This is a genomic window from Nonomuraea jabiensis, from assembly GCF_014204795.1.
GTDB classification, from domain to species: Bacteria; Actinomycetota; Actinomycetes; order Streptosporangiales; family Streptosporangiaceae; genus Nonomuraea; species Nonomuraea jabiensis.
Genome location: NZ_JACHMB010000001.1, coordinates 1,060,741 through 1,086,234 on the forward strand (window position 1 = coordinate 1,060,741; position 25,494 = coordinate 1,086,234).

Below are 25,494 nucleotides of genomic sequence, written 5' to 3' on the forward strand. Positions count from 1 at the left end.
GCTGCAACTGTCAGGAGATCTCGAGCTCGTTGTCGATGAAGGCGAACATCTCGTCGTCGCTGGCGGACTCGAGCTGGTCCGCGACGTCCGACTCGCCCGTGCCGTTCAGGCCCGACAGGAGCTCTTTGAGGCGCGCGGTGAGCCTGGTGCGCACCGTGCTGTCCTCGGCGAGTGTGGTGAGTGAATCCTGGATCTGGTCCAGCTCCGCGAAGATCCGCAGGATGCCGGCCTCCGCGTCGTTCGCCCCGGCTTCGCCGAAGTAGCCCATGAGGTGGTCGGTCAGGGCCACCGGGGTGGGGTAGTCGAAGACGAGGGTGGCGGGCAGCCGGAGGCCGGTGGCCCGGCCGAGCTGGTTGCGGAACTCGACCGCGGTCAGGGAGTCGAACCCGAGGTCCTGGAACGGGCGCTGCGGGTCGATGGCGGATCCGTCGGAGAACCCGAGGACGGCCGCCACCTGGCCGCGTACGGTGTCCGACAGCGCCGACCGGCGCTCTGCCGGCTCCATGGCGGACAGCCGCTCGGCGAGCCCGTCGGTGGTGCCGGCCCGCCGCATGGAGGTCCGCGCACCGGCGCGGGCCTGGACGAATCGGGCCGGGATGAGCAGTGACCGGCCGGACGTGACGGCGGTGTCGAACAGTTCGAGCCCGTCGGCCGCGGACAGCGGCGCCACGCCCATGCGGGCCAGGCGGCGCAGGTCGGCCTCGGTCAGCTCGCCGGACATGCCGCCCTGCTCCCACAGCCCCCAGGCCAGGGACGTGCCCGCCAGCCCTTCGGCGGCCCGTAGCTGGGCCAGCGCGTCGAGGAAGGCGTTCGCCGCGGCGTAGTTGCCCTGGCCGGCTCCTCCCAGCACGCCCGACATCGAGGAGAACAGCACGAACGCCCGCAGGTCGAGCCCTCGTGTCAGCTCGTGCAGGTGCCAGGCGGCATCGGCCTTGGGCCGCAGGACCGTGTCCAGCCGCTCGCCCGACAGGGAGGTGATCACGCCGTCGTCCAGCACGCCGGCCGTGTGCACCACTCCTGTCAGCGAGTCCGCCACCCAGGCGACCGCCGCCGCCAGCGCCTCGCGGTCGGCCACGTCGCAGGCCGCCACCTCCACCTGGGCGCCGAGTCCTTCCAGCTCGGCGACCAGCTCGGCCGCGCCCGGCGCCCCCAGGCCGCGACGGCTCACCAGCACCAACCGCCTGACCTCGTGCTCGGTGACGAGGTGCCGGGCCACCAGCGCACCCAGCCCGCCCGTGCCACCAGTGATCAGCACCGTGCCGTCCGGCCCGAACACCGGGCCCCGATCCTCCAGCTCCGTGGCACGGCCCAGGCGCGGCACCCACAGCTCGCCCGCCCGCACCGCGAGCTGCGACTCGCCCGACGCCAGCGCCCGGCCTATCACGTCCTCGGACGCGTCGCCGCCCAGGTCCAGCAGCACGAACCTGCCGGGCTGCTCGGCCTGCGCGGCCCGGACGAGGCCGCCCACCGCCGCCTGGGCGAGGTCCGGGCTCTCGCCGTCGGCGATGGAGAGGGCGCCGCGCGTGAGGATGACGAGCCGGGACGGCGCGAGGTGCTCCTCCGCCAGCCAGCTCTGCAGCAGTTCGAGGACGTCGTGCGTCGCGGCGTGATGGTCCTGCCCGGCGGAGGGGCCGGTCAGGACCGCCTCCGGGAGATCGGCCGGGTCGTGCAGCGAGACCAGGGTGGCCAGGTCCGGATAGGTGACGCGGCCGGTGCCGAGGTCGTCGGCGCCGAGCAGCGCCCAGCGCGGCGTCTCGGACGCGGGCGCGCCGGGGAGCCGGGTCCACTCGATCTGGTGCAGGGTGCCCTGGTTCCCGCCGCCCTGCCGGCCGCCGGCCATCGGGCGCAGGGTGAGGGTCTCGACGGCGGCGACCGGCGCGCCGAGCTCGTCGGCGATGCTCAGCGCGATGGCCGCGCCGCCGACGTTGATGATCTTGACGCGCAGGCTGGTCGCTCCTGCCGCGAGCAGGGACACGCCCGACCACGCGAACGGCAGGTACGGCCGCCCCGGCTCGGGCCGCGGCAGCAGACCGCCCAGCGCGGTGGCGTGCAGCGCGGCGTCCAGCAGGGCGGGGTGCAGCACGAACCGCCCGGCGTCCGCGTGCGCCTCCTCTGGGAGGACGATCTCGGCGAACACCTCGCCGTCCCGCTCCCAGGCGCTTGCCAGCCCCTGGAACGTCGGCCCGTAGTCCAGTCCGATCGCGAGCATGTCGTCGTAGAGGTCCTGGACGGGGACCGGCTGCGCGCCCGCGGGCGGCCACTGCCGCAGGTCGATGTCCGGCTCGGGCACGGTCGCGGTGAGCGTGGCCTGGGCGTGCCGGGTCCACTCGGTCGCGTCCTGCGTACGGGAGTGGATCGCCAGCGACCTGCTGCCCGGCTCGCCGGTGGCGGTGGACACCAGCTGGAGCTGGACGCCGCCGCCCTCGGGCAGGACCAGGGGGGCCTGCAGGGTGAGCTCCTGCAGGTGGGGGCAGCCGCTCTCGTCCCCGGCCCGGACGGCCAGCTCGACGAGGGCGGTGCCCGGCACGATCACGCTGCCGCCCACGACGTGGTCGGCCAGCCAGGGGTGCGTGGCGACCGACAGCCGCCCGCTGAAGATCACCGTCTCGCCGCCGGCCACCTCGGTCGCCGCGCTGAGCAGCGGGTGCTCGACGGCGCCCAGGCCCGCGGTGGTGACGTCGCCGGTGTCCGGGCCGGGCAGGAGCCAGTAGCGCTCGTGCTGGAAGGCGTACGTGGGCAGGTCCACCCGGGACGGGCGGGCCGGCGCGAAGAACGCTTCCCAGTCGACGCTGACGCCGTTCGCGTGCATCCGGCCCAGGGCCTCGACGAACGTACGGGCCTCGTCGCGGTCCTTGCGGGCGGTCGGTACGAAGGCGCCGTCCTCCAGGCTCTGCTGCGCCAGCGCGGTCAGGGTGGTGTCCGGACCGACCTCCACCCACACCTTCGCCCCGGCGGCCTTCACTCCGTCGGCGAACCGCACGGCCTGGCGCACGTGCTCCACCCAGTAGCCCGGGTTGGTCAGCTGGCCCGGCTCGGCCAGCCGGCCGGTCACGTTGGAAACGACCGGAATCACAGGCTCGTGATAGGTCAGACCGGAGATGGCCTCCTCGAAGTCGGCCAGCATCGGCTCCATCAGCGGCGAGTGGAAAGCGTGCGAGACCCGCAGCCTGCGGGTCCTGAAGCTGACCCGCTCTTCGATCTCTGCGATCTTCTGAGCGTCGCCTGAGATCACCACGGCTGTGGGGCCGTTGACCGCCGCGATTCCGACCTGGCCCTCCAGCAGCGGCAGGACTTCCGCCTCGGGCGCGGCGATCGCGAGCATCGCGCCGCCGGTCGGGAGTGCCTGCATCAGCCGGGCCCGAGCCGCTACCAGGGCGCATGCATCCGCCAGTGAGAAGACCCCGGCGACGTGAGCGGCGGCGATCTCTCCGATCGAGTGACCGACCAGCACATCCGCGCGGATGCCGAAGGATTCCAGCAGCCGGTAGAGCGCGACTTCGAAGGCGAACAGCGCGGGCTGGGTCATGCCGGTCTCGTTCAACACCTCATCGGGGTCGTTGAACATCACGTCGCGGATCGGCAGGAGCAGGTTGATCTCCTCCAGCGTCTCGGCGAACACCGGGAACGCCTCGGCCAGTTGGCGGCCCATGCCGACCCGCTGGCTCCCCTGACCGGCGAACAGCAGTGCCAGTTTGGCCCGCGAGCGCACCAGGCCTGTCTGGGTCCTCGGCTCGTCCGGTCTGCCGTCGGCCAGCGCCGCCAGCGCTTCGAGCAGTTCGGCGCGGTCCGCGCCCGTGATCACCGTGCGGTGCTCCAGCACCGACCGGCCCGCCGCCAGCGACCAGCCGACGTCGGCCACGTCCAGCTCCGGCCGCGACTCGATCCAGGAGCGGAGCCGTCCGGCCTGCGCCGACAGCGCCTGCTCGCTGCGTCCCGACAGCACCCACGGAACCATGGGCAGCTCGCCGGCGGGCTCCGGCTCGGGCGCGACCGGGGGCTCCTCCAGTACGACGTGCGCGTTCGTGCCGCTGATGCCGAAGGAGGAGATGCCGGCGCGGCGCGCGTGCCCGTTCCGCTGCCACGGCTGCGCGTCGGTGAGCAGCCGCACCGCGCCCGCGGTCCAGTCCACGTGCGTGGACGGCTCGTCCGCGTGCAGGGTCTGCGGCAGCGTCTCGTTCCGCAGGGCCATCACCATCTTGATCACGCCCGCGACGCCCGCGGCGGCCTGCGCGTGGCCGATGTTCGACTTGATCGAGCCGAGCCAGAGCGGCTGTTCCCGGTCCTGGCCGTAGGTCGCGATCAGCGCCTGGGCCTCGATCGGGTCGCCGAGCACGGTGCCCGTGCCGTGCGCCTCGACCGCGTCCACGTCCGCGGCCGACAGCCCGGCGTTGGCCAGGGCCTGGCGGATAACCCGCTGCTGGGAGGGGCCGTTCGGGGCGGTCAGGCCGTTGCTGGCACCGTCCTGGTTGACCGCGGATCCGCGGACGACCGCCAGCACCTGGTGGCCGTTGCGCCGCGCGTCCGACAGCCGCTCCACCAGGATCATGCCCGCGCCCTCCGACAGCCCGACCCCGCCCTCGGCCTCGGCGAACGCCCTGCACCGGCCGTCCACGGACAGGTTGCGCTGCCGGGCGAACTCGATGAACGTCCACGGGGTGGCCATCACGGTCACGCCGCCGGCCAGCGCCAGATCGCAGTCCCCCGACCGCAGCGCCTGCACCGCCAGGTGCAGCGCCACCAGGGACGACGAGCAGGCCGTGTCCACGGTCATCGCGGGGCCTTCGAACCCGAAGGTGTACGAGACCCGGCCGGAGGCGACGCTGCCCGAGTTGCCGGTGCCGATGAGCCCTTCCAGCTCTTCCGGCACCGAGGACAGCTGGGACGCGTAGTCGTGGTACATCACACCCGCGAACACGCCGGTCCTGCTGCCGCGCAGCCCGTGGGGGTCGATGCCGGCGCGTTCGAGCGCCTCCCACGAGGTTTCGAGCAGCAGCCGCTGCTGCGGGTCCATGGCCAGCGCCTCGCGCGGCGAGATCCCGAAGAAGCCGGGGTCGAACTCGGCGGCGTCGTACAGGAAGCCGCCGTGCCGGGCGTACGAGGTGCCCCGGTTGCCGGGGTCCGGGTCGTAGAGCCTGTCCAGGTCCCAGCCGCGGTCCGCCGGGAACTCGCCCACGGCGTCCCCGGCCTGCGCCACCAGCCGCCACAGGTCCTCGGGCGAGGCGATCCCGCCGGGGAAGCGGCAGGCCATGCCGACGATCGCGATGGGCTCGTCGTCGGCCGCCGATGTCCGTGCCGTGACCGCGACCTCACGCGTGCCCAGCAGCTCACCGGACAGGAACCTGACGAGCGCCGCCTGGGTGGGATAGTCGAAGACCAGCGTCGCCGGCAGCCGGATGCCCGTGACCTCGCTGAGCCGGTTGCGGAACTCCACCGCCATCAGCGAGTCGAAGCCCAGCTCCTGGAACGACATGCCGTCGTCGAGGGATGACCGGTCGGCAAAGCCGAGGACCACGGCCAGCTGATCGCGTACGAGGTCTTCCAGCGCGGACTGCTGTCCGGCCGGCGGCAGGCTCGCCAGCTGCTGCTTCAGCGTGGCGGCGGCCTCCGACGCGGCCGTCACCACGCGCCTGGCGGGACCGGACACGAGACCGCGCAGCAGCGGGGGCAGCATGTCCGCGTGGGCGCCGAGGACCTTGAGGTTCAGCTGGGCGGGGACCAGCGTGGCCCGGTCGGTGCCGAGCGCGGCGTCGAGCAGGGCCAGCCCGTCCTCGGCCGCCAACGGGTCGACGCCGGAGCGCGCGAGCCGCCGCAGCGCGGCGTCGTCGAGCTCCGCGAGGCCGCCTTCCTTCCACAGGCCCCAGGCCAGGGAGATCGCGGGCAGCCCCTGTGCCCTGCGGTGCTCGGCCAGGGCGTCCAGGTACGCGTTCGCCGCCGCGTAGTTGCCCTGGCCCGCGCCGCCCATCACGCCTGCCAGCGAGGAGAACAGGACGAACGCGGACAGGTTCAGATCTTGGGTGAGCTCGTGCAGGTGCCAGGCGGCGTCGGCCTTGGGTCGCAGAACCGTGTCGAGCCGTTCGGATGTCAGGGAGGTGATCACGCCGTCGTCCAGGACGCCGGCCGCATGGACCACACCGGTCAGCGAGTCAGCCACCGAGGCCACCACCGTCGCCAGCGCCTCGCGGTCGGCCACGTCGCAGGCGGCCACCTCCACCTCGACACCGAGCTCCGAGAGCTCGGCGACCAGTTCGGCCGCGCCCGGCGCGTCCGGGCCGCGCCGGCTGACCAGCAGCAGGCGCCTGACCTCGTGCTCGGTGACCAGATGCCGGGCCACCAGCGCGCCCAGTCCGCTCGTGCCGCCGGTGACCAGCACCGTCGACTCCGGCTCGAACACCGGCCCCCGACCCTCCGGCACCGCCGCCCGCGCCAGACGCGGCACCCGTGCCTCGCCGGCCCGCACGGCCACCTGGGCTTCGTCGCCGGCCAGTACCCGGCCGATCACGTCTTCGGGCGTGTCGTCGTCCAGGTCGAGCAGGACGAACCGGCCCGGCTGCTCGGCCTGCGCGGCCCGTACCAGGCCCCAGATCGCCGCCTGCGCCGGATCCGGCACGTCCGCCGGACCCGCTGCCACCGCGCCACGCGTGACGACCGCCAGCCGCGACGACGTGAACCGCTCGTCCGCCAGCCACTCCTGCAGCAGGTCCAAAGTCTCGTGCACACCGGCCGGGGCCGCCACCGGCACGCATTCCGGAACCGTCCCGACCTCGGCGAGCCCTGCCAGGATCTCTTGCGCGTCGCCCGTGGCGCTCAGTGTCACCGGCACCCAGTCGACCTGGAACAGCTTGTTCCTGCTCCGGGCAGCCGGGGTCGTCTCCAGCTGGCCGGTGGACACCGGACGTACCGCCAGCGAGGCGACCGTGGCCACGGGCAGGCCGCCCGTGTCCGTCAACGTCACGGAAACCGCGCCCTGGGCCCGCAAGGAGATCCGTACGCGGAGCTTCGTGGCGCCGGAGGCGTGCAGCGCCACGCCGCTCCAGGCGAACGGCAGGGACGGGCGGCCGGGCTCGGCGTCCGGCGCGAACCCGCCGAGCGCGGTGGCGTGCAGTGCCACGTCGAACAGCGCCGGATGCAGCCCGAACCGGGCCGCGTCGCGCGCCATCTCCTCCGGCAAGGCCAGCTCGGCGAAGACCTCGTCGCCCTTGCGCCATGCGGCCTGGAGCCCGCGGAAGGCGGGGCCGTACCCGAGGCCCATGGCGGCGAACTGGTCGTACAGGCCGTCCAGCGCCACTGCCTCCGCTTGGTCCGGCGGCCAGACGCTCTCGGGCTCCGGCGCCGTCACGCCGGCTCGCGTCAGCGTTCCAGCGGCGTGCTGGGTCCAGGGCTCGTCCTGCGCGCCGTGGAAGCGGGAGTAGATTCCCAGCCGCCGGCGGCCGTCCTCGTCCGGGGCGCTGACGGCGACCTGGAGCTGGACCGCGCCGCGCTCGGGCACGACGAGCGGGGCCTGCAGGGTCAGCTCTTCGAGCAGGTCGCAGCCGGCCTCGTCGCCGGCCCTGATGGCCAGCTCCACGAAGCCCGTACCGGGCAGGAACACCTGTCCGTTGACGGCGTGGTCGGCCAGCCACGGGTGGGTCGCGATCGACACGCGGCCGGTGAGGACCACCGCTCCGCCGTCGGCGAGGCCCGTGACGGCGCCGAGCAGCGGGTGTCCCGTGGCCCACAGGCCAAGGCTCTCCGCGTCGCCGGCACCGGCCGACTCCTGCAGCCAGAAGCGCTGGTGCTGGAAGGCGTAGGTGGGCAGTTCGACCCGGTTCGGGCGGGCGGGTTCGTACACACCGGCCCAGTCGATCTCCGCGCCGCGTACCCACAGCTCGGCGGCGCTGGTCCACAGCCTGCGCAGACCGCCGTCGTCACGACGCAGCGTGCCCACCACGACCGCCTCGGCGCCGGCCTCCTCGACTGCCTCGCGCATCCCGATCTGCACGACCGGATGCGCGCTGACCTCCACGAAGAACCGGAAGCCCGAACCCGCCAGCTCACTCACGGCCGGGGCGAACCACACCGTCTGCCGCAGGTTCTCGTACCAGTACGAGGCGTCCACCTCGGCCCCGGTCAACCAGCACTGCCGGACCGTCGAGTACCACGGCACCTCGCCCGCCTGCGGGGTCACCGGGGCGAGCAGTCTCGCCAGCTCGTCCTCGATCGCCTCGACATGAGCCGAATGCGAGGCGTAATCCACGTCGATCCGCCGCGCCCGTTCATACCGAGCCAGGAACTCTTCAATGGCATCCGCATCACCTGACACCACCGTCGAGGAAGGCCCGTTCACCGCCGCGATGGAGATCCGATCATCCACTTGCACGTCTGAAGCCGGTAGCGGGATCGACGCCATGCCGCCCTGTCCGGCCAGCGCCACGATCGCCTGGCTCCGCAGCGCCACCACCCGGGCGCCATCCCGAAGAGACAGAGCGCCCGCCACCACCGCGGCGGCGATCTCGCCCTGGGAATGACCGACCACCGCAGCCGGAACCACTCCGAGCGAGCGCCACACCTCGGCCAGCGACACCATCACCGCCCACAGCACCGGCTGCACCACATCGACCCGGTCCAGACCCGCTTGATCGCGCAGCACGCCTGTAAGCGACCAGTCCACGAACTCCGACAGCGCCGCCTCACACTCCGCCATCCGCGCCGCGAACACCGGCGACTCATCCAGCAGCTCCACTCCCATACCGAGCCACTGCGACCCCTGACCGGGGAAGACGAACACCGTCTTTCCACCCGACCCGGCCACGCCCCGCACCGCGCCCTCGTCCAGCCTCTCCAGACGGGCCAGCAGTTCCTCCTGGTCGGCGCCGATCACCACCGCACGGTGGTCGAACGCCGAGCGGCCGAGCAACGACCAGCCGACATCTGCCGGTCGAATCCCGGTCACCGCATCGGCCAACCGGCCCGCCTGAGCCCGCAGCGCCTCCGCGCTACGCGCCGACACCACCCACGGCACCACCGGCGGCTCGTCAACGGGCTCGGGCTGCGCCAGGGCCTCGATCGGCGGCTCCTCCAGCACCACGTGCGCGTTCGTGCCGCTGACGCCGAAGGACGAGACCGCTGCCCGGCGCGGGCGGTCCTGCCGGTCCCACGGCTGCCGCTCGGTCAGCAGTTCCAGCGCGCCCGCCGACCAGTCCACGTGCGGGCTGCGCTCGTCCGCGTGCAGCGTCCTGGGAAGCACGCCGTTGCGCATCGCCATGACCATCTTGATCACGCCCGCCGCGCCGGCGGCGGCCTGCGTGTGGCCGATGTTCGACTTGATCGACCCCAGCCACACCGGCCGGTCCCGCTCCTGGCCATAAGTCGCGATCAACGCCTGGGCCTCGATCGGATCCCCCAGCGGGGTCCCGGTGCCGTGCGCCTCGACCACGTCCACGTCAGCGGCCGACAGCCCGGCGTTGGCCAGCGCCTGCCGGATCACCCGCTGCTGGGAAGGGCCGTTCGGCGCGGTCAGCCCGTTGCTGGCGCCGTCCTGGTTGACCGCCGTACCGCGGACGACCGCCAGCACCTGGTGGCCGTTGCGCTGCGCGTCCGACAGCCGCTCCACCAGCAGCACCCCGATGCCCTCGCTCCAGCCGGCACCGTCCGCCTCGGCCGAGAACGCCTTGCAGCGGCCGTCGGTGGACAGGCCGCGCTGCCGGCAGAACTCGATGAACGTGCCCGGCGTCGCCATCACAGTCACGCCGCCGGCCAGGGCCAGGTCGCACTCGCCGGCCCGCAGGGCCTGCACCGCCAGGTGCAGCGCCACCAGCGACGACGAGCAGGCCGTGTCCACGGTCACCGCGGGGCCCTCGAAGCCGAAGGTGTACGAGACCCGGCCGGAGGCGACGCTGCCCGAGTTGCCGGTGCCGATCAGCCCTTCCAGCTCTTCCGGCACCGACGTGAGCTGAGAGGCGTAGTCGTGGTACATGACGCCGGAGAACACGCCGGTCCTGCTGCCGCGCAGCCCGTGCGGGTCCATTCCGGCCCGCTCCAGGGCCTCCCACGAGGTTTCGAGGAGCAGCCGCTGCTGCGGGTCCATCGCCAGGGCCTCACGTGGCGAGATCCCGAAGAACCCGGGGTCGAACTCGCCCGCGTCGTACAAGAACCCGCCGTGGCGTACGTACGAGGTTCCCCTGCTGTCGGGGTCGGGATCGTACAGTTTGTCCAGGTCCCAGCCGCGGTCGGTGGGGAACTCCCCGATCGCGTCCGTACCGGAGAGCACGAGCTCCCACAAGCCCTCGGGAGACGCCACGCCGCCCGGATAGCGGCAGGCCATCCCCACGATCGCGATCGGCTCGTCGTCGATCACCGTCCGGGCCACGGCGACGGACGCCGCCGACGCGGCCCCCGTCAGCTCCGAGTCCACGTACTCGGCGACCGCGGCGGCGGTCGGGTAGTCGAAGACGAGGGTGGCCGGCAGGCGCAGCCCGGAGACGGCGTTCAGCCGGTTCCGCAGCTCCACCGCGGTCAGCGAGTCGAAGCCCAGCTCCTGGAAGGCGCGATCGGGCTGCACCGCGTCGCCTGAGGCGTGCCCGAGCACGGTCGCCACTTCCTGCCGTACCAGCTCCAGCAGCGCCTGCCGCCGCTCCGCCGGCTCCAGACCGGCCAGCCGCCGGCCCAGCGCCGACGCGTCCGAGCGCGCCGCCCGCCGTGCCGAGCCGCGCACCAGCCCGCGCAGCAGCGCCGGAAGGCCGTCACCCCGCGAACGCAGGGCCTGCGCGTCGACCCGCAACGGCACCAGCACCGCCGCCTCCGCGGCCACGCCCGCGTCGAACGACGCCAAGCCCTCGTCCACCGACAGCGTCGGCAGCCCCTGGCGCCGCATCCGCTCCAGGTCGGCCTCGCTCAGCCAGGCGCTCAGCCCCGTCTCGGCGTCCCAGAGGCCGTACGCCAAGGACGTCGCCGGCAGCCCCAGCGAGCGACGGTGCACCGCCAGCGCGTCCAGGAACACGTTGGCCGACGCGTACGCCGCCTGCCCCGCCGCCAGCACCAGCCCGCCGGCCGAGGAGAACAGCACGAACGCCGACAGGTCCAGATCCCGGGTCAGCTCGTGCAGGTGCCAGGCGCCGTCGGCCTTCGCCCCCAGCACCCCGTCGATCCGCTCGGCCGACAGCGAACCCACCAGCCCGTTGTCTGCCACGCCCGCCGCGTGCACCACGCCGGCCAGCGGATGCTGCCGGGGGACAGAGGCGATCGCCTCGGCCAGCGCGTCCCGATCGGCGACATCACAGGCCGCCACCGACACCTCGGCCCCGAGCTCGCCCAGTTCGGCCACCAGTTCGCCCGCGCCCGCGGCGGCCGGGCCGCTGCGGCTGACCAGAAGCAGGTGCCGCACCCCGTGAGCGACCACCAGGTGCCGGGCGACCAGCGCGCCGAGCCCGCCGGTGCCGCCGGTCACCAGCACCGTGCCGTCCGGCCCGAACACCGGTGACCCGCCTTCCGCGCTCGCGGCCCGCGCGAGCCGCGGCACCCACACCTCGCCCTCGCGGACAGCGGCCTCGGGCTCCCCGGAAGCGACCACCGCGCCCAGAGCGCGCCAGGACTCCTCGCTGCCGTCCACGTCCACCAGTACGAACCGGCCCGGGTTCTCGGCCTCGGCCGCCCGCACCAGCCCCCATACCGGGGCCACGCCGACGTCCACGGGCTCGTCGGGCCGCACCGCCACCGCGCCACGCGTGACGACGACCAGCCGCGACGACGCGTACCGCGACTCGGCCAGCCACCCCCGCACCGAGTCCAGGACGAGACGGGTGGCCTGCCGGATGGCGGTGGGGACGTCCGTCTCGGGGTCGGTGGCCGGGCACTCCAGGAACGCCCACTCGGGCACCGCGTCCCCTAGAGCGGCCAGGTCCGGGTAGTCGCCCACTTCGGCGGGCGCTGCCGGAGCCTCGGCCGGCTTCGTCCAGGTCACCTGGTAGAGGGGGTTGTGGCCCGTCTGCAGCTGTCCGGTGGACAGCGGCCGGACGGTGAGCGCGTCGATGTCGGCCACCGGCGCGCCGGTGCCGTCCGCGATGGTCAGCGAGACGGAGGTGCTGCCGGCGTCGGGGTTCTTGGTGGCCTTGACACGCAGGCCGGTCGCCCCGGTCGCGTGCAGCGACACTCCCGACCAGGCGAAGGGCAGGAACGGCTGCCCCGGCTCCGGCGCCGGCAGCAGATCACCCAGTGCGCTGGCGTGCAGCGCGGCGTCCAGCAGGGCCGGATGCATCCCGAACCGCGCCGCCTCGGCGTGCGCCTGGTCCGGCAGCGTGATCTCGGCGAACACCTCGCCCGGCCGTGCCCACGCTCTCGTCAGGCCCTGGAAGAGCGGGCCGTACTCCAGGCCGATCCCGGCCAGGTTCTCGTACAGGTCCTCGACATCGACCGGTGCCGCGCCCGCAGGCGGCCACTGCGCCACGTCGAAGCCCGGTTCCGCGACCGTGGGCGCCAGCACGCCCTCGGCGTGCCGGACCCACTCGTCCCCGTCACCGGACCGGGAATGGATGCTCACCGACCGCTGACCGGACTCCTCCGCCGCGCCGACGACCACCTGCAGCTGTACGCCGCCCTCGGCGGACACCACCAGCGGGGCCTGCAGGGTCAGCTCCTGCAGGCACGGGCAGCCCACCTCGTCACCGACCCGAACCGCCAGCTCCACCAGGCCCGCGCCGGGAAGCAGGACCATGCCGTTGACCAGGTGATCGGCCAGCCAGGGGTGCGTGGCCAGGGACAACCGGCCGCTGAAGACCACCGACTCGCCGCCGGCCACCTCGGTCACCGCGCTCAGCAGCGGATGATCGACGGCGCCCAGCCCGGCCGCGTCCACATCGCCGGTGCCCTGAGCGGCGGGCACCCAGTAGCGCTCCCGCTGGAAGGCGTAGGTGGGAAGGTCCGCCCGCTGCGCCCCCACGGGGGCGAAGAACGCCTCCCAATCGACGGTCAGACCGCAGGTGTGCAGCTGTCCCAGGGCTTCGACCAGGGTACGGACCTCGTCGCGGTCCTTGCGGGTGGCCGGAATGAACACACCGTCGGCGATGCTCTGCTGGGCCAGCCCGGTCAGCACCCCATCGGGGCCGATCTCCAGGAAGTGGCTCGCTTCCGTGGCCGTCACTCCGTCGGCGAACCGGACGGCCTGGCGCACGTGCTCCACCCAGTAACCGGCGTTGGTCAGCTGGCCCGGCTCGGCCAGCCGGCCGGTCACGTTGGAAACGACCGGGATCGCAGGCTCGTGGTAGGTCAGACCGGAGATGGCCTCCTCGAAGGAAGCCAGCATCGGCTCCATCAACGGCGAGTGGAAAGCGTGCGAGACCCGCAACCTGCGCGTCCTAAAGCTGACCCGCTCCTCGATCTCCGCGATCTTCTGAGCGTCGCCGGAGATCACCACCGCTGCGGGGCCGTTGACCGCCGCGATCCCGACCTGGCCCTCCAGCAGCGGCAGGATCTCCGCCTCGGGTGCGGCGATCGCGAGCATCGCCCCACCCGTGGGGAGTGCCTGCATCAGCCGGGCTCGGGCCGCCACCAGGGCGCATGCATCGGCCAGCGAGAAGACCCCGGCGACGTGAGCGGCGGCGATCTCTCCGATCGAGTGCCCGACCAGCGCATCCGCCCGCACCCCGAAGGACTCCAGCAGCCGGTAGAGCGCGACTTCGAAGGCGAAAAGGGCGGGCTGGGTCATCCCGGTCTCGTTCAACACCCCGTCCGGGTCGTTGAACATCACCTCACGGATCGGCAGCAGCCGATCGATCTCCTCCAGCGCTTCGGCGAACACCGGGAACGCCTCGGCCAACTGCCGCCCCATCCCGACCCGCTGACTCCCTTGGCCGGCGAACAGCAAGGCCAACCGGCCACCAGAACCGCTCTCGGAAACCGCCAGCGCTCTCAGCCCGGCCAGCAGCTCGTCACGGTCAGCGCCCACCACGACCGCACGCTGCTCCAGCATTGCCCGGTTCATCGCCAGCGCCGCGCCCGTACCGGCGATCGAGGTCTCCTCCGAGACCCACGACTCCAGACGCCGGGCCTGGGCCTGCAACGCTTCGGTGGTCCTGGCCGAGATCAGCCACGGCACCACGGGCAGAACCGCCTCATCGCTCGCGACCTCGGCGTCAACCTGCTCGATGATCACGTGAGCGTTCGTGCCGCTGATCCCGAACGAGGAGACCGCCGCCCGTCGCGGCCGGTCCTGCCGCTCCCACGGGCGGGCCTCGGTCAGCAGCTCGACGGCCCCGGCCGACCAGTCCACGTGCGGCGAGGGCTCGTCCACATGCAAGGTCCGGGGCATGACGCCATGCCGCATGGCCATCACCATCTTGATGACCCCGGCGACACCGGCCGCCGCCTGCGTGTGGCCGAAGTTCGACTTCAGGGACCCGAGCCAGAGCGGCTGGTCCCGGTCCTGGCCGTAGGTCGCGAGGAGCGCCTGGGCCTCGATCGGGTCGCCGAGTTTGGTGCCCGTGCCGTGCGCCTCGACCACATCCACATCAGCAGCTGAGAGACCGGCGTTCGCCAGGGCCTGCCGGATCACCCGCTGCTGCGAAGGACCGTTCGGAGCCGTGATCCCGTTGCTCGCACCGTCCTGGTTGATCGCCGACCCCTTCAGGACCGCCAGCACCTGGTGACCGTTGCGCTGGGCATCCGACAGCCGCTCCACCAGCAGCACGCCGACGCCCTCGCCCCAACCGGTACCGTCCGCCGCGGCGGCGAAGGACTTGCACCGGCCGTCCGTGGCCAGGCCGCGCTGGCGGGAGAACTCGATGAACGTGCCCGGCGTCGACATCACCGTCACACCACCGGCCAGCGCCAGATCGCACTCGCCGGACCGCAGCGCCTGCGCCGCCAGGTGCAGCGCCACCAGGGACGACGAGCACGCCGTGTCCACGGTCACGGCCGGGCCCTCGAACCCGAACGTGTACGACACCCGCCCGGACACCAGGCTGCCGCCGCTGGTCGACGCCGGGGTGCCCAACCCGTAGTCGTGATACATCACCCCGGCGAACACACCGGTCCGGCTGCCGCGCAGCCCGACGGGACTGACCCCGGCGCGCTCAAGCGCCTCCCACGAGGTCTCCAGCAGCAGCCGCTGCTGCGGGTCCATGGTCAACGCCTCACGCGGCGAGATCCCGAAGAAACCGGGGTCGAACTCGGCGGCCTCGTACAAGAACCCGCCGTGGCGTACGTAGGAGGTGCCCTTGCTCTCCGGGTCGGGGTCGTACACCCTGGCGAGGTCCCAGCCACGGTCGGTGGGGAACTCCCCGACGGCGTCCGTGCCGGAGGAGACGAGCTCCCACAGACCTTCCGGAGACACCACCCCGCCGGGATAGCGGCAGGCCATCCCCACGATCGCGATCGGCTCGTCGTCGATCGCCGTCCGGGCCACGGCGACGGACGCCGTGGACGCCGCTCCGGTCAGCTCCGAGTCCACGTAGTCGGCGACGGCGGCGGCGGTCGGGTAGTCGAAGATCAGCGTGGCCGGCAGGCGCAGCCCGGTGACCGTGGCGAGCCGGTTGCGGAACTCGACCGCGGTGAGAGAGTCGAAGCCGAGGTCCTGGAACGTCCGATCGGGCTGTACCGCGTCGGCCGAGGCGTGCCCCAGGACGGTCGCCACCTCCTGCCGCACCAGGTTCGACAGTGCCGACTGGCGTTCGCCCCGCTCCATCGCGGCCAGCCGGTCGGCGAGCCCGTTGACCGCGGCGGCCCGCCGCGGCTGGGTGCGAGCGCTCCTGGCCTGCGCGAACCGCGCCGCGACCAGCACCGGCCGATCGGAGCACAGCGCGGCGTCGAAGAGCGTCAGCCCCTCTGCCTCCGACAGCGGCTTCAGCCCCACGCGTTCCATGCGGCGCAGGTCGGCCTCGGTCAGCTCTTCGGTCATGCCGCCCGTGTTCCACAGGCCCCAGGCCAGGGAGATCGCGGGCAGCCCCTGTGCCCTGCGGTGCTCCGCCAGGGCGTCCAGGTACGCGTTCGCCGCCGCATAGTTGCCCTGACCAGGGCCGCCCATCACTCCCGCGATCGAGGAGAACAGGACGAACGCGGACAGGTTCAGATCTTGGGTGAGCTCGTGCAGGTGCCAGGCGGCGTCGGCCTTGGGCCGCAGGACCGTGTCGAGCCGTTCGGACGTCAGGGAGGTGATCACGCCGTCGTCCAGGACGCCGGCCGCGTGTACGACACCGGCCAGCGAGTCAGCCACCGAGGCCACCACCGCCGCCAGCGCCTCACGGTCGGCCACGTCGCAGGCGGCCACCTCCACCTCGGCACCGAGCTCCGAGAGCTCGGTGACCAGCTCGGCCGCGCCCGGCGCGTCCGGGCCGCGACGGCTGACCAGCAGCAGGCGCCTGACCTCGTGCTCGGTGACCAGATGCCGGGCCACCAGCGCGCCCAGTCCGCTCGTACCGCCGGTGACCAGCACCGTCGACTCCGGCTCGAACACCGGCCCCCGCCCCTCCGGCACCGCCGCCCGCGCCAGACGCGGCGCCCACACCTCACCGGCCCGCACCGCCACCTGGGCCTCACCACAGGCCAGCGCCCGGCCGATCACGTCTTCAGGCGTGTCGTCGTCCAGGTCGAGCAGGACGAACCGGCCCGGCTGCTCGCCTTGCGCGGCCCGTACCAGACCCCACACCGCCGCCTGCGCCGGATCCGGCACATCCGCCGGACCCGCCGCCACCGCGCCACGCGTGACGACCACCAGCCGCGACGACACGAACCGCTCGTCCGCCAGCCACTCCTGCAGCAGGCCCAGCACCTCGTGCACCGCGCCCCGCCCGGCCGGAGCCGTCGCCAGCACAAACTCCGGAACCGTCCCGGTTTCGTCGAGTCCCTCGAACGACACCCAGCCGGGCGTCTGAGCCGCGGGATCGGCCGGAACCGTGCTCCACTCGAGGTGGTGCAGCGACTCGAGGCCGTTCCTCTTGGCCGCGGCGAGCTGGTCAGCCGAGATCGGACGTACGGCGAGCGACTCCACCGACAGGACCGGAGCCCCGGTGGGATCGGCGATGGTCAGAGCGATGGCGTTGTCACGCAAGGGGGAGATCCGCACCCGGACGCTGGTCGCGCCGGCCGCGTGCAGATCCACTCCGGCCCAGGAGAACGGGAGGACCGTCTGCCCGTCCCCGGCGACCAGTTGCGCGTGCAGCGCGGCGTCCAGCAGGGCCGGGTGCACCCCGAACCGTCCCGCGTCGTCGAAGGCCTGCTCCGGCAGCGCGACCTCGGCGAATATCTCTTCGCCGCGCCGCCAGGCCGCCTGCAGCCCCTGGAAGACCGGCCCGTACTCGTAACCCCGGTCCAGCAGCATGTCATAGGCGTCTGCCACGTCGATCGCGACGGCCTCGGACGGCGGCCACTGTTCCAGCCTGGACGCCGACACCGACACCGGCGGAGCCGTGGTCAGCGCGCCCTCGGCGTGCCCCGTCCACGCGCCCGCGGCGTCGGAGTCGACACGGGAGTGGATCGAGACCGGCCTCGTCCCGGACTCGTCGCTCGCGCCCACCACGACCTGCAACTGACAACTGGCATCGGCGGGCAGCAGCAGCGGCGCCTGAAGCGTGAGCTCCTGCAGGCGCGAGCAGCCCACTTCGGTCCCGGCGTGCAGTGCCAGCTCCAAGAACGCCGTGCCGGGGAGCAGGATCGTGTCGTTGACCATGTGGTCGGCGAGCCAGGGCTGCGCGGCCACCGACAACCGGCCGCTGAAGACCACCGACTCCCCGGCGGCCACTTCGGTCATGGCGCCCAGCAGCGGATGGTCCACGTCCGCCAGCCCGACAGAAGTCATCTCACGGGCCTCGACCTGCGCGTTGACCCAGTACCGCCCCCGCTGGAAGGCGTAGGTGGGCAGATCGACGTGCCTGGCCGGGGCCAGCACCGCCGTCCAGTCCACGGTGATGCCGTGGGTGTGCAGCCGTCCCAGGGCTTCGATCAGGGTCCGGACCTCGTCGCGGTCCTTGCGGGTGGCGGGGATGAACACACCGTCGGCGATGCTCTGCTGGGCCAGCCCCGTCAGTACGCCGTCGGGGCCGACCTCCAGGAAGCAGTCAGCGTCTGCGGCCGTCACTCCGTCGGCGAACCGCACGGCCTGGCGCACATGCTCCACCCAGTAACCGGCGTTGGTCAGCTGGCCCGGCTCGGCCAACTGGCCGGTGAGGTTGGAAACGATCGCAACCGTCGGCTCGTGGTAGGTCAGACCGGCAATGGCCTCCTCGAAGGAAGCCAGCATCGGCTCCATCAGCGGCGAGTGGAAAGCGTGCGAGACCCGCAACCTGCGCGTCCTGAAGCTGACCCGCTCCTCGATCTCTGCGATCTTTCGAGCGTCGCCGGAGATCACCACCGCTGCGGGGCCGTTGACCGCCGCGATCCCCACCTGGCCCTCCAGCAGCGGCAGGACCTCCGACTCAGGCGCGGCGATCGCCAGCATCGCACCGCCGGTCGGGAGAGCTTGCATCAACCGGGCCCGAGCCGCCACCAGAGCGCACGCGTCCGCCAGCGAGAAGACCCCGGCCACGTGCGCGGCGGCGATCTCCCCGATCGAGTGCCCGACCAGCACATCCGCCCGCACCCCGAAGGACTCCAGCAGCCGGTAGAGCGCGACCTCGAAGGCGAACAGCGCCGGCTGGGTCATACCCGTCTCGTTCAACACCCCATCGGGGTCGTTGAACATGACCTCGCGGATCGGCAGCAGCCGGTCGATCTCCTCCAGCGTCTCGGCGAACACCGGGAACGCCTCGGCGAGCTGCCGGCCCATGCCGACCCGCTGACTGCCCTGACCGGCGAACAGCAAGGCCAACCGGCCACCAGAGCCACTCTCGGAAACCCCATCCGAGGCCAACGCCCGCAGCCCCGCCAGCAGCTCGTCACGGTCAGCGCCCACCACGACCGCACGCTGCTCCAGCACCGCCCGCCCCGTGGCCAACGACCAAGCGGCATCAGCCGGCTTCAGTTCCGGCCGCTCCTCCAGCCACGACGCCAGTCGAGACGCCTGAGCCTGAAGCGCCTCCGCGTCCTTGGCCGACACCAGCCACGGCACCACCCGGGGCTCGTCAACGGGCTCAGGAATCTCCGCACCTGGCCCCTGCTCGATGATCACATGCGCGTTGGTGCCACTGATCCCGAACGAGGAGACCGCCGCACGACGGGCGTGCCCGTTCTGCTCCCACGGCTGCGCGTCGGTGAGGAGCCGCACCGCCCCAGCCGACCAGTCCACGTGCGTGGACGGCTCGTCCACGTGCAAGGTCCGGGGCATGAAGCCGTTCCGCATCGCCATGACCATCTTGATCACGCCACCCACACCGGAGGCGGCCTGCGTGTGACCGATGTTCGACTTCAGCGACCCCAGCCACAGCGGCTGGTCCCGCTCCTGCCCGTAGGTGGCGATCAGGGCCTGGGCCTCGATCGGGTCGCCCAAGGTCGTCCCGGTCCCGTGCGCCTCGACCACATCCACATCAGCGGCCGACAGACCGGCGTTGGCCAGCGCCTGCCGGATCACCCGCTGCTGCGAAGGACCGTTCGGGGCCGTGATCCCATTGCTCGCACCGTCCTGGTTGATCGCCGATCCCTTGAGGACCGCCAGGATCTGGTGACCGTTGCGCTGAGCATCCGACAGCCGCTCCACCAGCAGCACACCGACACCCTCACCCCAGCCCGTGCCATCCGCCGAGGCTGAGAACGCCTTGCACCGGCCGTCTGGGGACAGGCCCCGTTGCCGCGAAAACTCGATGAACATCCCCGGCGTCGACATCACCGTCACACCACCGGCCAGTGCCAGATCACACTCCCCCGACCGCAACGCCTGAGCCGCCCAATGCAACGCCACCAACGACGACGAACACGCCGTGTCCACCGTCACCGCCGGGCCCTCCAGCCCCAACGTGTAGCTCACCCGACCCGACACCAGACTCCCGCCACTGGTGTTCGCCGGAGTCCCCAACCCGTAGTCGTGATACATGACCCCGGCGAACACACCCGTCCGGCTGCCACGCAACCCCGTCGGATCGATCCCCGCCCGCTCAACCGCCTCCCACGACGCCTCCAACAACAGCCGCTGCTGCGGATCCATCGCCAACGCCTCACGCGGCGAAATCCCGAAAAATCCCGAATCAAACTCCGCCGCGTCATACAAGAACCCGCCATGCCGCGCATACGACGTCCCACGGCTCTCCGGATCCGGGTCATACAACCTCTCCAGATCCCAACCCCGATCAACCGGGAACTCCCCAACCGCATCCCGACCCGAGAACACGAGCTCCCACAGGCCCTCCGGCGAAGTCACACCCCCCGGATAGCGGCACGCCATCCCCACGATCGCGACCGGCTCATCCACCACCGAAGCCGCCACCACGGCCTGCGAGGTCTGCCCACCGGCCAGCTCACCCGCCAGATACCCGGCCACCGCCTCAGCCGTCGGAAAATCGAACACCAGCGTCGCCGGCAACCGCAGCCCGGTGGCGGCGATCAGCTGGTTGCGGAACTCCACCGCGGTCAGCGAGTCGAAGCCCAGCTCCTGGAAGGCGCGATCCGGCTGGACCGCGTCCATCGAAGCGTGCCCGAGCACCTTGGCGACCTCCTGCCGGACCAGCTCCAGCAGCACCCGGTCCCGCTGGTCGGCCTCCAGCCCCGCCAGCCGCCGTGCCAGCCCCGTTCCCGCCGCCCGCGCCACCTGCCGCGCGGGACCGCGTACGAGCCCCCGTAGCAACGCCGGAAGCCCTTCGCCGCGGCTCCGCAGGGCCGCCGCGTCCACCCGCAACGGCACCAGGACCGCCGCGTCACCGGCCGACCCGGCGTCGAACAGCGCCAGGCCCTCCTCCACCGACAGCGCCGGCAGGCCCTGACGCCGCATGCGCTCGAAGTCGGCTTCGCCCAGCGCGCCGCCCATGCCCGCGTCGGTGTCCCACAGGCCGAACGCCAGCGATGTGGCCACCAACCCCATCGACCGCCGGTACGACGCCAGGGCGTCCAGGAACACGTTCGCCGCCGCGTAATTGGCCTGCCCCGCCGCCAGCACCAGGCCACCGGCCGACGAGAACAGCACGAACGCCGACAGGTCCAGACCCGCCGTCAGATCATGCAAATGCCACGCCGCTGCCGCCTTGGCCCCCAGCACCCGCGCGAGCCGCTCCACAGACAGCGACCCCACCAGGCCGTTGTCGCTCACACCGGCCGCGTGCACCACCCCGGTCAACGAGTCCGCCACCGAAGCGACCACCCGGGCCAGCGCCTCCCGGTCGGCCACGTCGGCGGCCTCGACCGCGACCTCGGCCCCCAGCGAGGACAGCTCCGCCACGAGGTCAGCGGCTCCGGGCGCCGCCAGGCCGCGCCGGCTCACCAGCACCAGCCTGCGCACCCCGTGCGCCGTCACCAGGTGCCGGGCCACCAGGGCACCCAGCCCGCCCGTGCCACCGGTCACCAGCACCGTGCCGTCCGGGCCGAACACCGGCTCGCCCGCCGGCACTTGCGCCTTCACCAGCCGGGGAACCCGCACCTGCCCGTCGCGAACGGCCGCCTCCGGCTCCCCGGAAGCGACCACCGAACCCAGGGCACGCCACGACTCCGCACTGCCGTCCACGTCCACCAGCACGAACCGGCCCGGGTTCTCCGCCTCGGCCGCCCGCACCAGGCCCCACACGGGGGCCGTACCGACGTCCAGGCTTTCGGCGGCCTGCACGGCCACCGCACCACGCGTCACCACCACCAGCCGTGACGACGCGAACCGCTCGTCGGCCAGCCACTCCTGGATCACGCCCAGGGCCTCGGCGGTGATCTCGTGGACGGCGTCGAGGACCTCGCCCTCCGGCGCGGACACCACGTACGTCACAACCTCGGGCACGGCGGCGCTCTCGGCGACGGCCGCCAGCTCGGGCAGGTCCTCGGCTCCGGAGGGGGCGAGCGAGAGCGGTGTCCAGTCCACGCGGAACAGCGAGTCGGCGTGGTCGCCGCGAGCGGCGGTGAGCTGGCCGGCCGAGACGGGGCGCACGGCGAGCGACTCGACCGACAGCACCGGCGCGCCGTCGGCGTCGGCGATGGTCAGGGCGATGGAGGTGTCCCGGATGCGGGAGATCCGCACCCGGACGCTGCTCGCGCCGGCCGCGTGCAGCCGCGCTCCGCCCCAGGAGAACGGCAGGACGGTCTGCCCGTCCCCGGCGATCAGCTGCGCGTGCATGGCGGCGTCCAGCAGGGCGGGGTGCAGCCCAGACCTGGCCGCGTCGGCGTGCGCCTGCTCGGGCAGCGCGACCTCGGCGAACACGTCGCGGTCTCGGGTCCAGGCCGCCCGCAGGCCCTGGAAGACGGGCCCGTACTCGTACCCCATGTCCAGGAGGAGGTCGTAGGCGTCGGACACGTCGAGCACGGCGGCGCCGGACGGCGGCCACTGCTCCAGCCCTTCCGCCGGCGCGGGCGCGGCATCGGCCAGCGTGCCGTCGGCGTGCAGCACCCAGGGGGCGTCGCCGTCGGCGCGCGAGTGGATCGAGACCGGCCTCACTCCGGCGCCGTCACCGCTGCCGACCAGCACCTGCAGCTGGCGCCCGCCGTCGGCGGGCAGCAGCAGCGGCGCCTGCAGGGTGAGCTCCTGTACGACCGGGCAGCCGGCCTCGTCCCCGGCCCGCAGCGCCAGCTCCAGGAACGCCGTGCCGGGCAGGAGAACCGTCCCGTTGACGGCGTGGTCGGCCAGCCAGGGCTGCGTGGCCACGGAGAGCCGGCCGCTGAAGATCACGGACTCGCCGCCGGCGATCTCGGTCACCGCGCTCAGCAGCGGGTGATCGACTGCCGAGAGCCCGGCCCCGGCCATGTCCCCGGTGTCGGCCCGCGCCGACATCCAGTACCGCTGGTGCTGGAAGGCGTAGGTGGGCAGGTCCGCGAGCACCGGCCGGGCCGGCGCGAAGAACGCTTCCCAGTCGACGCTGACGCCGTTCGCGTGCATCCGGCCCAGGGCCTCGACGAACGTACGGGGCTCGTCACGGTTCTTGCGCGCGACCGGTACGAAGGCGCCGTCCTCCAGGCTCTGCTGCGCCAGCGCGGTCAGAGTGGTGTCCGGACCGACCTCCACCCACACCTTCGCCCCGGCGGCCTTCACTCCGTCGGCGAACCGCACGGCCTGGCGCACGTGCTCCACCCAGTAGCCCGGGTTGGTCAGCTGGCCCGGCTCGGCCAGCCGGCCGGTCACGTTGGAAACGACCGGAATCACAGGCTCGTGATAGGTCAGACCGGCAATGGCCTCCTCGAAGGAAGCCAGCATCGGCTCCATCAAAGGCGAATGGAAAGCGTGCGAGACCCGCAACCTGCGCGTCCTGAAGCTGACCCGCTCCTCGATCTCCGCGATCTTCTGAGCGTCGCCGGAGATCACCACCGCTGCCGGGCCGTTGACCGCCGCGATCCCGACCCGCTCGTCCAGCAGAGGCAGGACCTCCGCCTCGGACGCCGCGACCGCCAGCATCGCCCCACCGGCCGGAAGGGCCTGCATCAACCGCGCCCGAGCCACCACCAGCACACACGCATCCGCCAGCGAGAACACCCCGGCCACATGCGCGGCGGCGATCTCCCCGATCGAATGGCCCACCAGCACGTCCGCCCGCACCCCGAGCGAGGACAGCAGCCGATACAGCGCCACCTCGAAGGCGAACAACACGGGCTGCGTCATCCCGGTCTCGTTCAGCACCCCATCGGGATCGTCGAACATCACCTCACGCACGGGGTGCGGCAGCAGCGGGTCCAGCGCCCGGCAGATCTCGTCCAGTTCGGCGCCGAAGACCGGGAACGCCTCGGCGAGCTCCCGCCCCATGCCCAGCCGCTGGCTCCCCTGACCGGCGAAGAGCAGCGCCAGCTTCCCGCGGGAACCGGTCCCGGCCACCGCGTCCGAGGCCCCGTCAGCCAGCGCCCGCAACCCGGCCAGCAACTCGTCACGATCCGCACCGACCACGACCGCACGCTGCTCCAGCGCGGTACGTCCGGTCGCCAGCGTCCACGCGACCCCGGCAGCGTCCGGCTCCGGGCGTTCCTCCACCCATGACGCGAGCCGCCGCGCCTGCCCCGCCAGCGCCTCGGGCGTCTTCGCCGAGATCAGCCACGGCACCACCGGCAGCCCCGGGTCGTCGCCGGCGTCCGCGCCGGTCTCCTCGCCCTGCTCGATGATCACATGCGCGTTGGTGCCGCTCACCCCGAACGACGAGACGGCGGCGCGGCGCGGATGATCCTGAACGTCCCACGACCGGGCCTCGGTCAGCAGCTCGACGGCGCCCGCGGACCAGTCCACGTGCGGCGACGGCTCGTCCACGTGCAACGTCCGCGGCAGCACCCCGTGCCGCATGGCCATGACCATCTTGATCACGCCACCCACCCCGGCCGCGGCCTGGGAGTGGCCGATGTTCGACTTCAGCGACCCCAGCCACAACGGCCGATCCCGCTCCTGGCCGTACGTGGCGATCAACGCCTGCGCCTCGATCGGGTCACCCAAGGTGGTCCCGGTCCCGTGCGCCTCGACCACGTCCACGTCCCCGGCCGACAGCCCGGCGTTGGCCAGCGCCTGCCGGATCACCCGCTGCTGCGAAGGGCCGTTCGGCGCGGTCAGGCCATTACTGGCACCGTCCTGGTTGATCGCCGACCCCTTGACCACCGCCAGCACCCGATGACCGTTGCGCCGCGCGTCCGACAACCGCTCCACCAGCAGCATGCCGACACCCTCGGCCCAACCGGTGCCGTCAGCAGAGGCCGAGAACGCCTTGCACCGCCCGTCCGCCGACAACCCCCGCTGCCGCGAGAACTCCACGAACGTGCCCGGCGTGGCCATCACCGTGACACCGCCGGCCAGCGCCAGATCGCACTCCCCCGACCGCAGCGCCTGCACCGCCAGGTGCAGCGCCACCAGCGACGACGAGCACGCGGTGTCCACGGTCACCGCCGGGCCCTCGAACCCGAACGTGTACGAGACCCGGCCCGAGGCGATGCTGCCCGAGTTGCCGGTCCCGATCAGGCCCTCCAGCTCCTGGGGCACGGAGGACACCTGGGGGGCGTAGTCGTGGTACATCACCCCGGCGAACACGCCGGTACGGCTGCCGCGCAGCCCGGCCGGATCGACGCCCGCCCGCTCGATCGCCTCCCACGACGCCTCCAGCAGCAACCGCTGCTGCGGATCCATCGCCAACGCCTCACGCGGCGAGATCCCGAAGAACCCCGGATCGAAGTCCCCCGCGTCATACAGGAACCCGCCGTGCCGCGAGTAGGACGTCCCACGGCTGTCCGGATCCGGGTCGTACAGCTTCTCGAGGTCCCAGCCGCGGTCGGTGGGGAACTCGGAGATCGCGTCGACGCCGCCGGCGACGAGCCGCCACAGCTCCTCGGGCGAGGCGACCCCGCCCGGGTAGCGGCAGGCCATTCCCACGATCGCGATCGGCTCGCGCGCCGCCTCGGCGAGAGAACGGTTCTGCGCACGCAGCCGTTCCGTCTCTTTCAATGAGGAACGCAGGGCCTCGATGAGCTTGGTGTCGTTCGCAGCCATTCTCGCCTCGTACTCTTCCTGCAACCGAA

General features: G+C 72.6%; 1 protein-coding gene. It reads right to left on the bottom strand.

Annotation, left to right across the window (positions count from 1 at the left end; genetic code table 11):
• Positions 1–10: 10 nt before the first annotated feature.
• Positions 11–25,465 (bottom strand): type I polyketide synthase, encoded by a 25,455-nt coding sequence (locus tag HD596_RS04400; RefSeq protein WP_185068004.1) that lies wholly within the window; start codon positions 25,463–25,465, stop codon positions 11–13.
• Positions 25,466–25,494 lie beyond the last annotated feature (29 nt).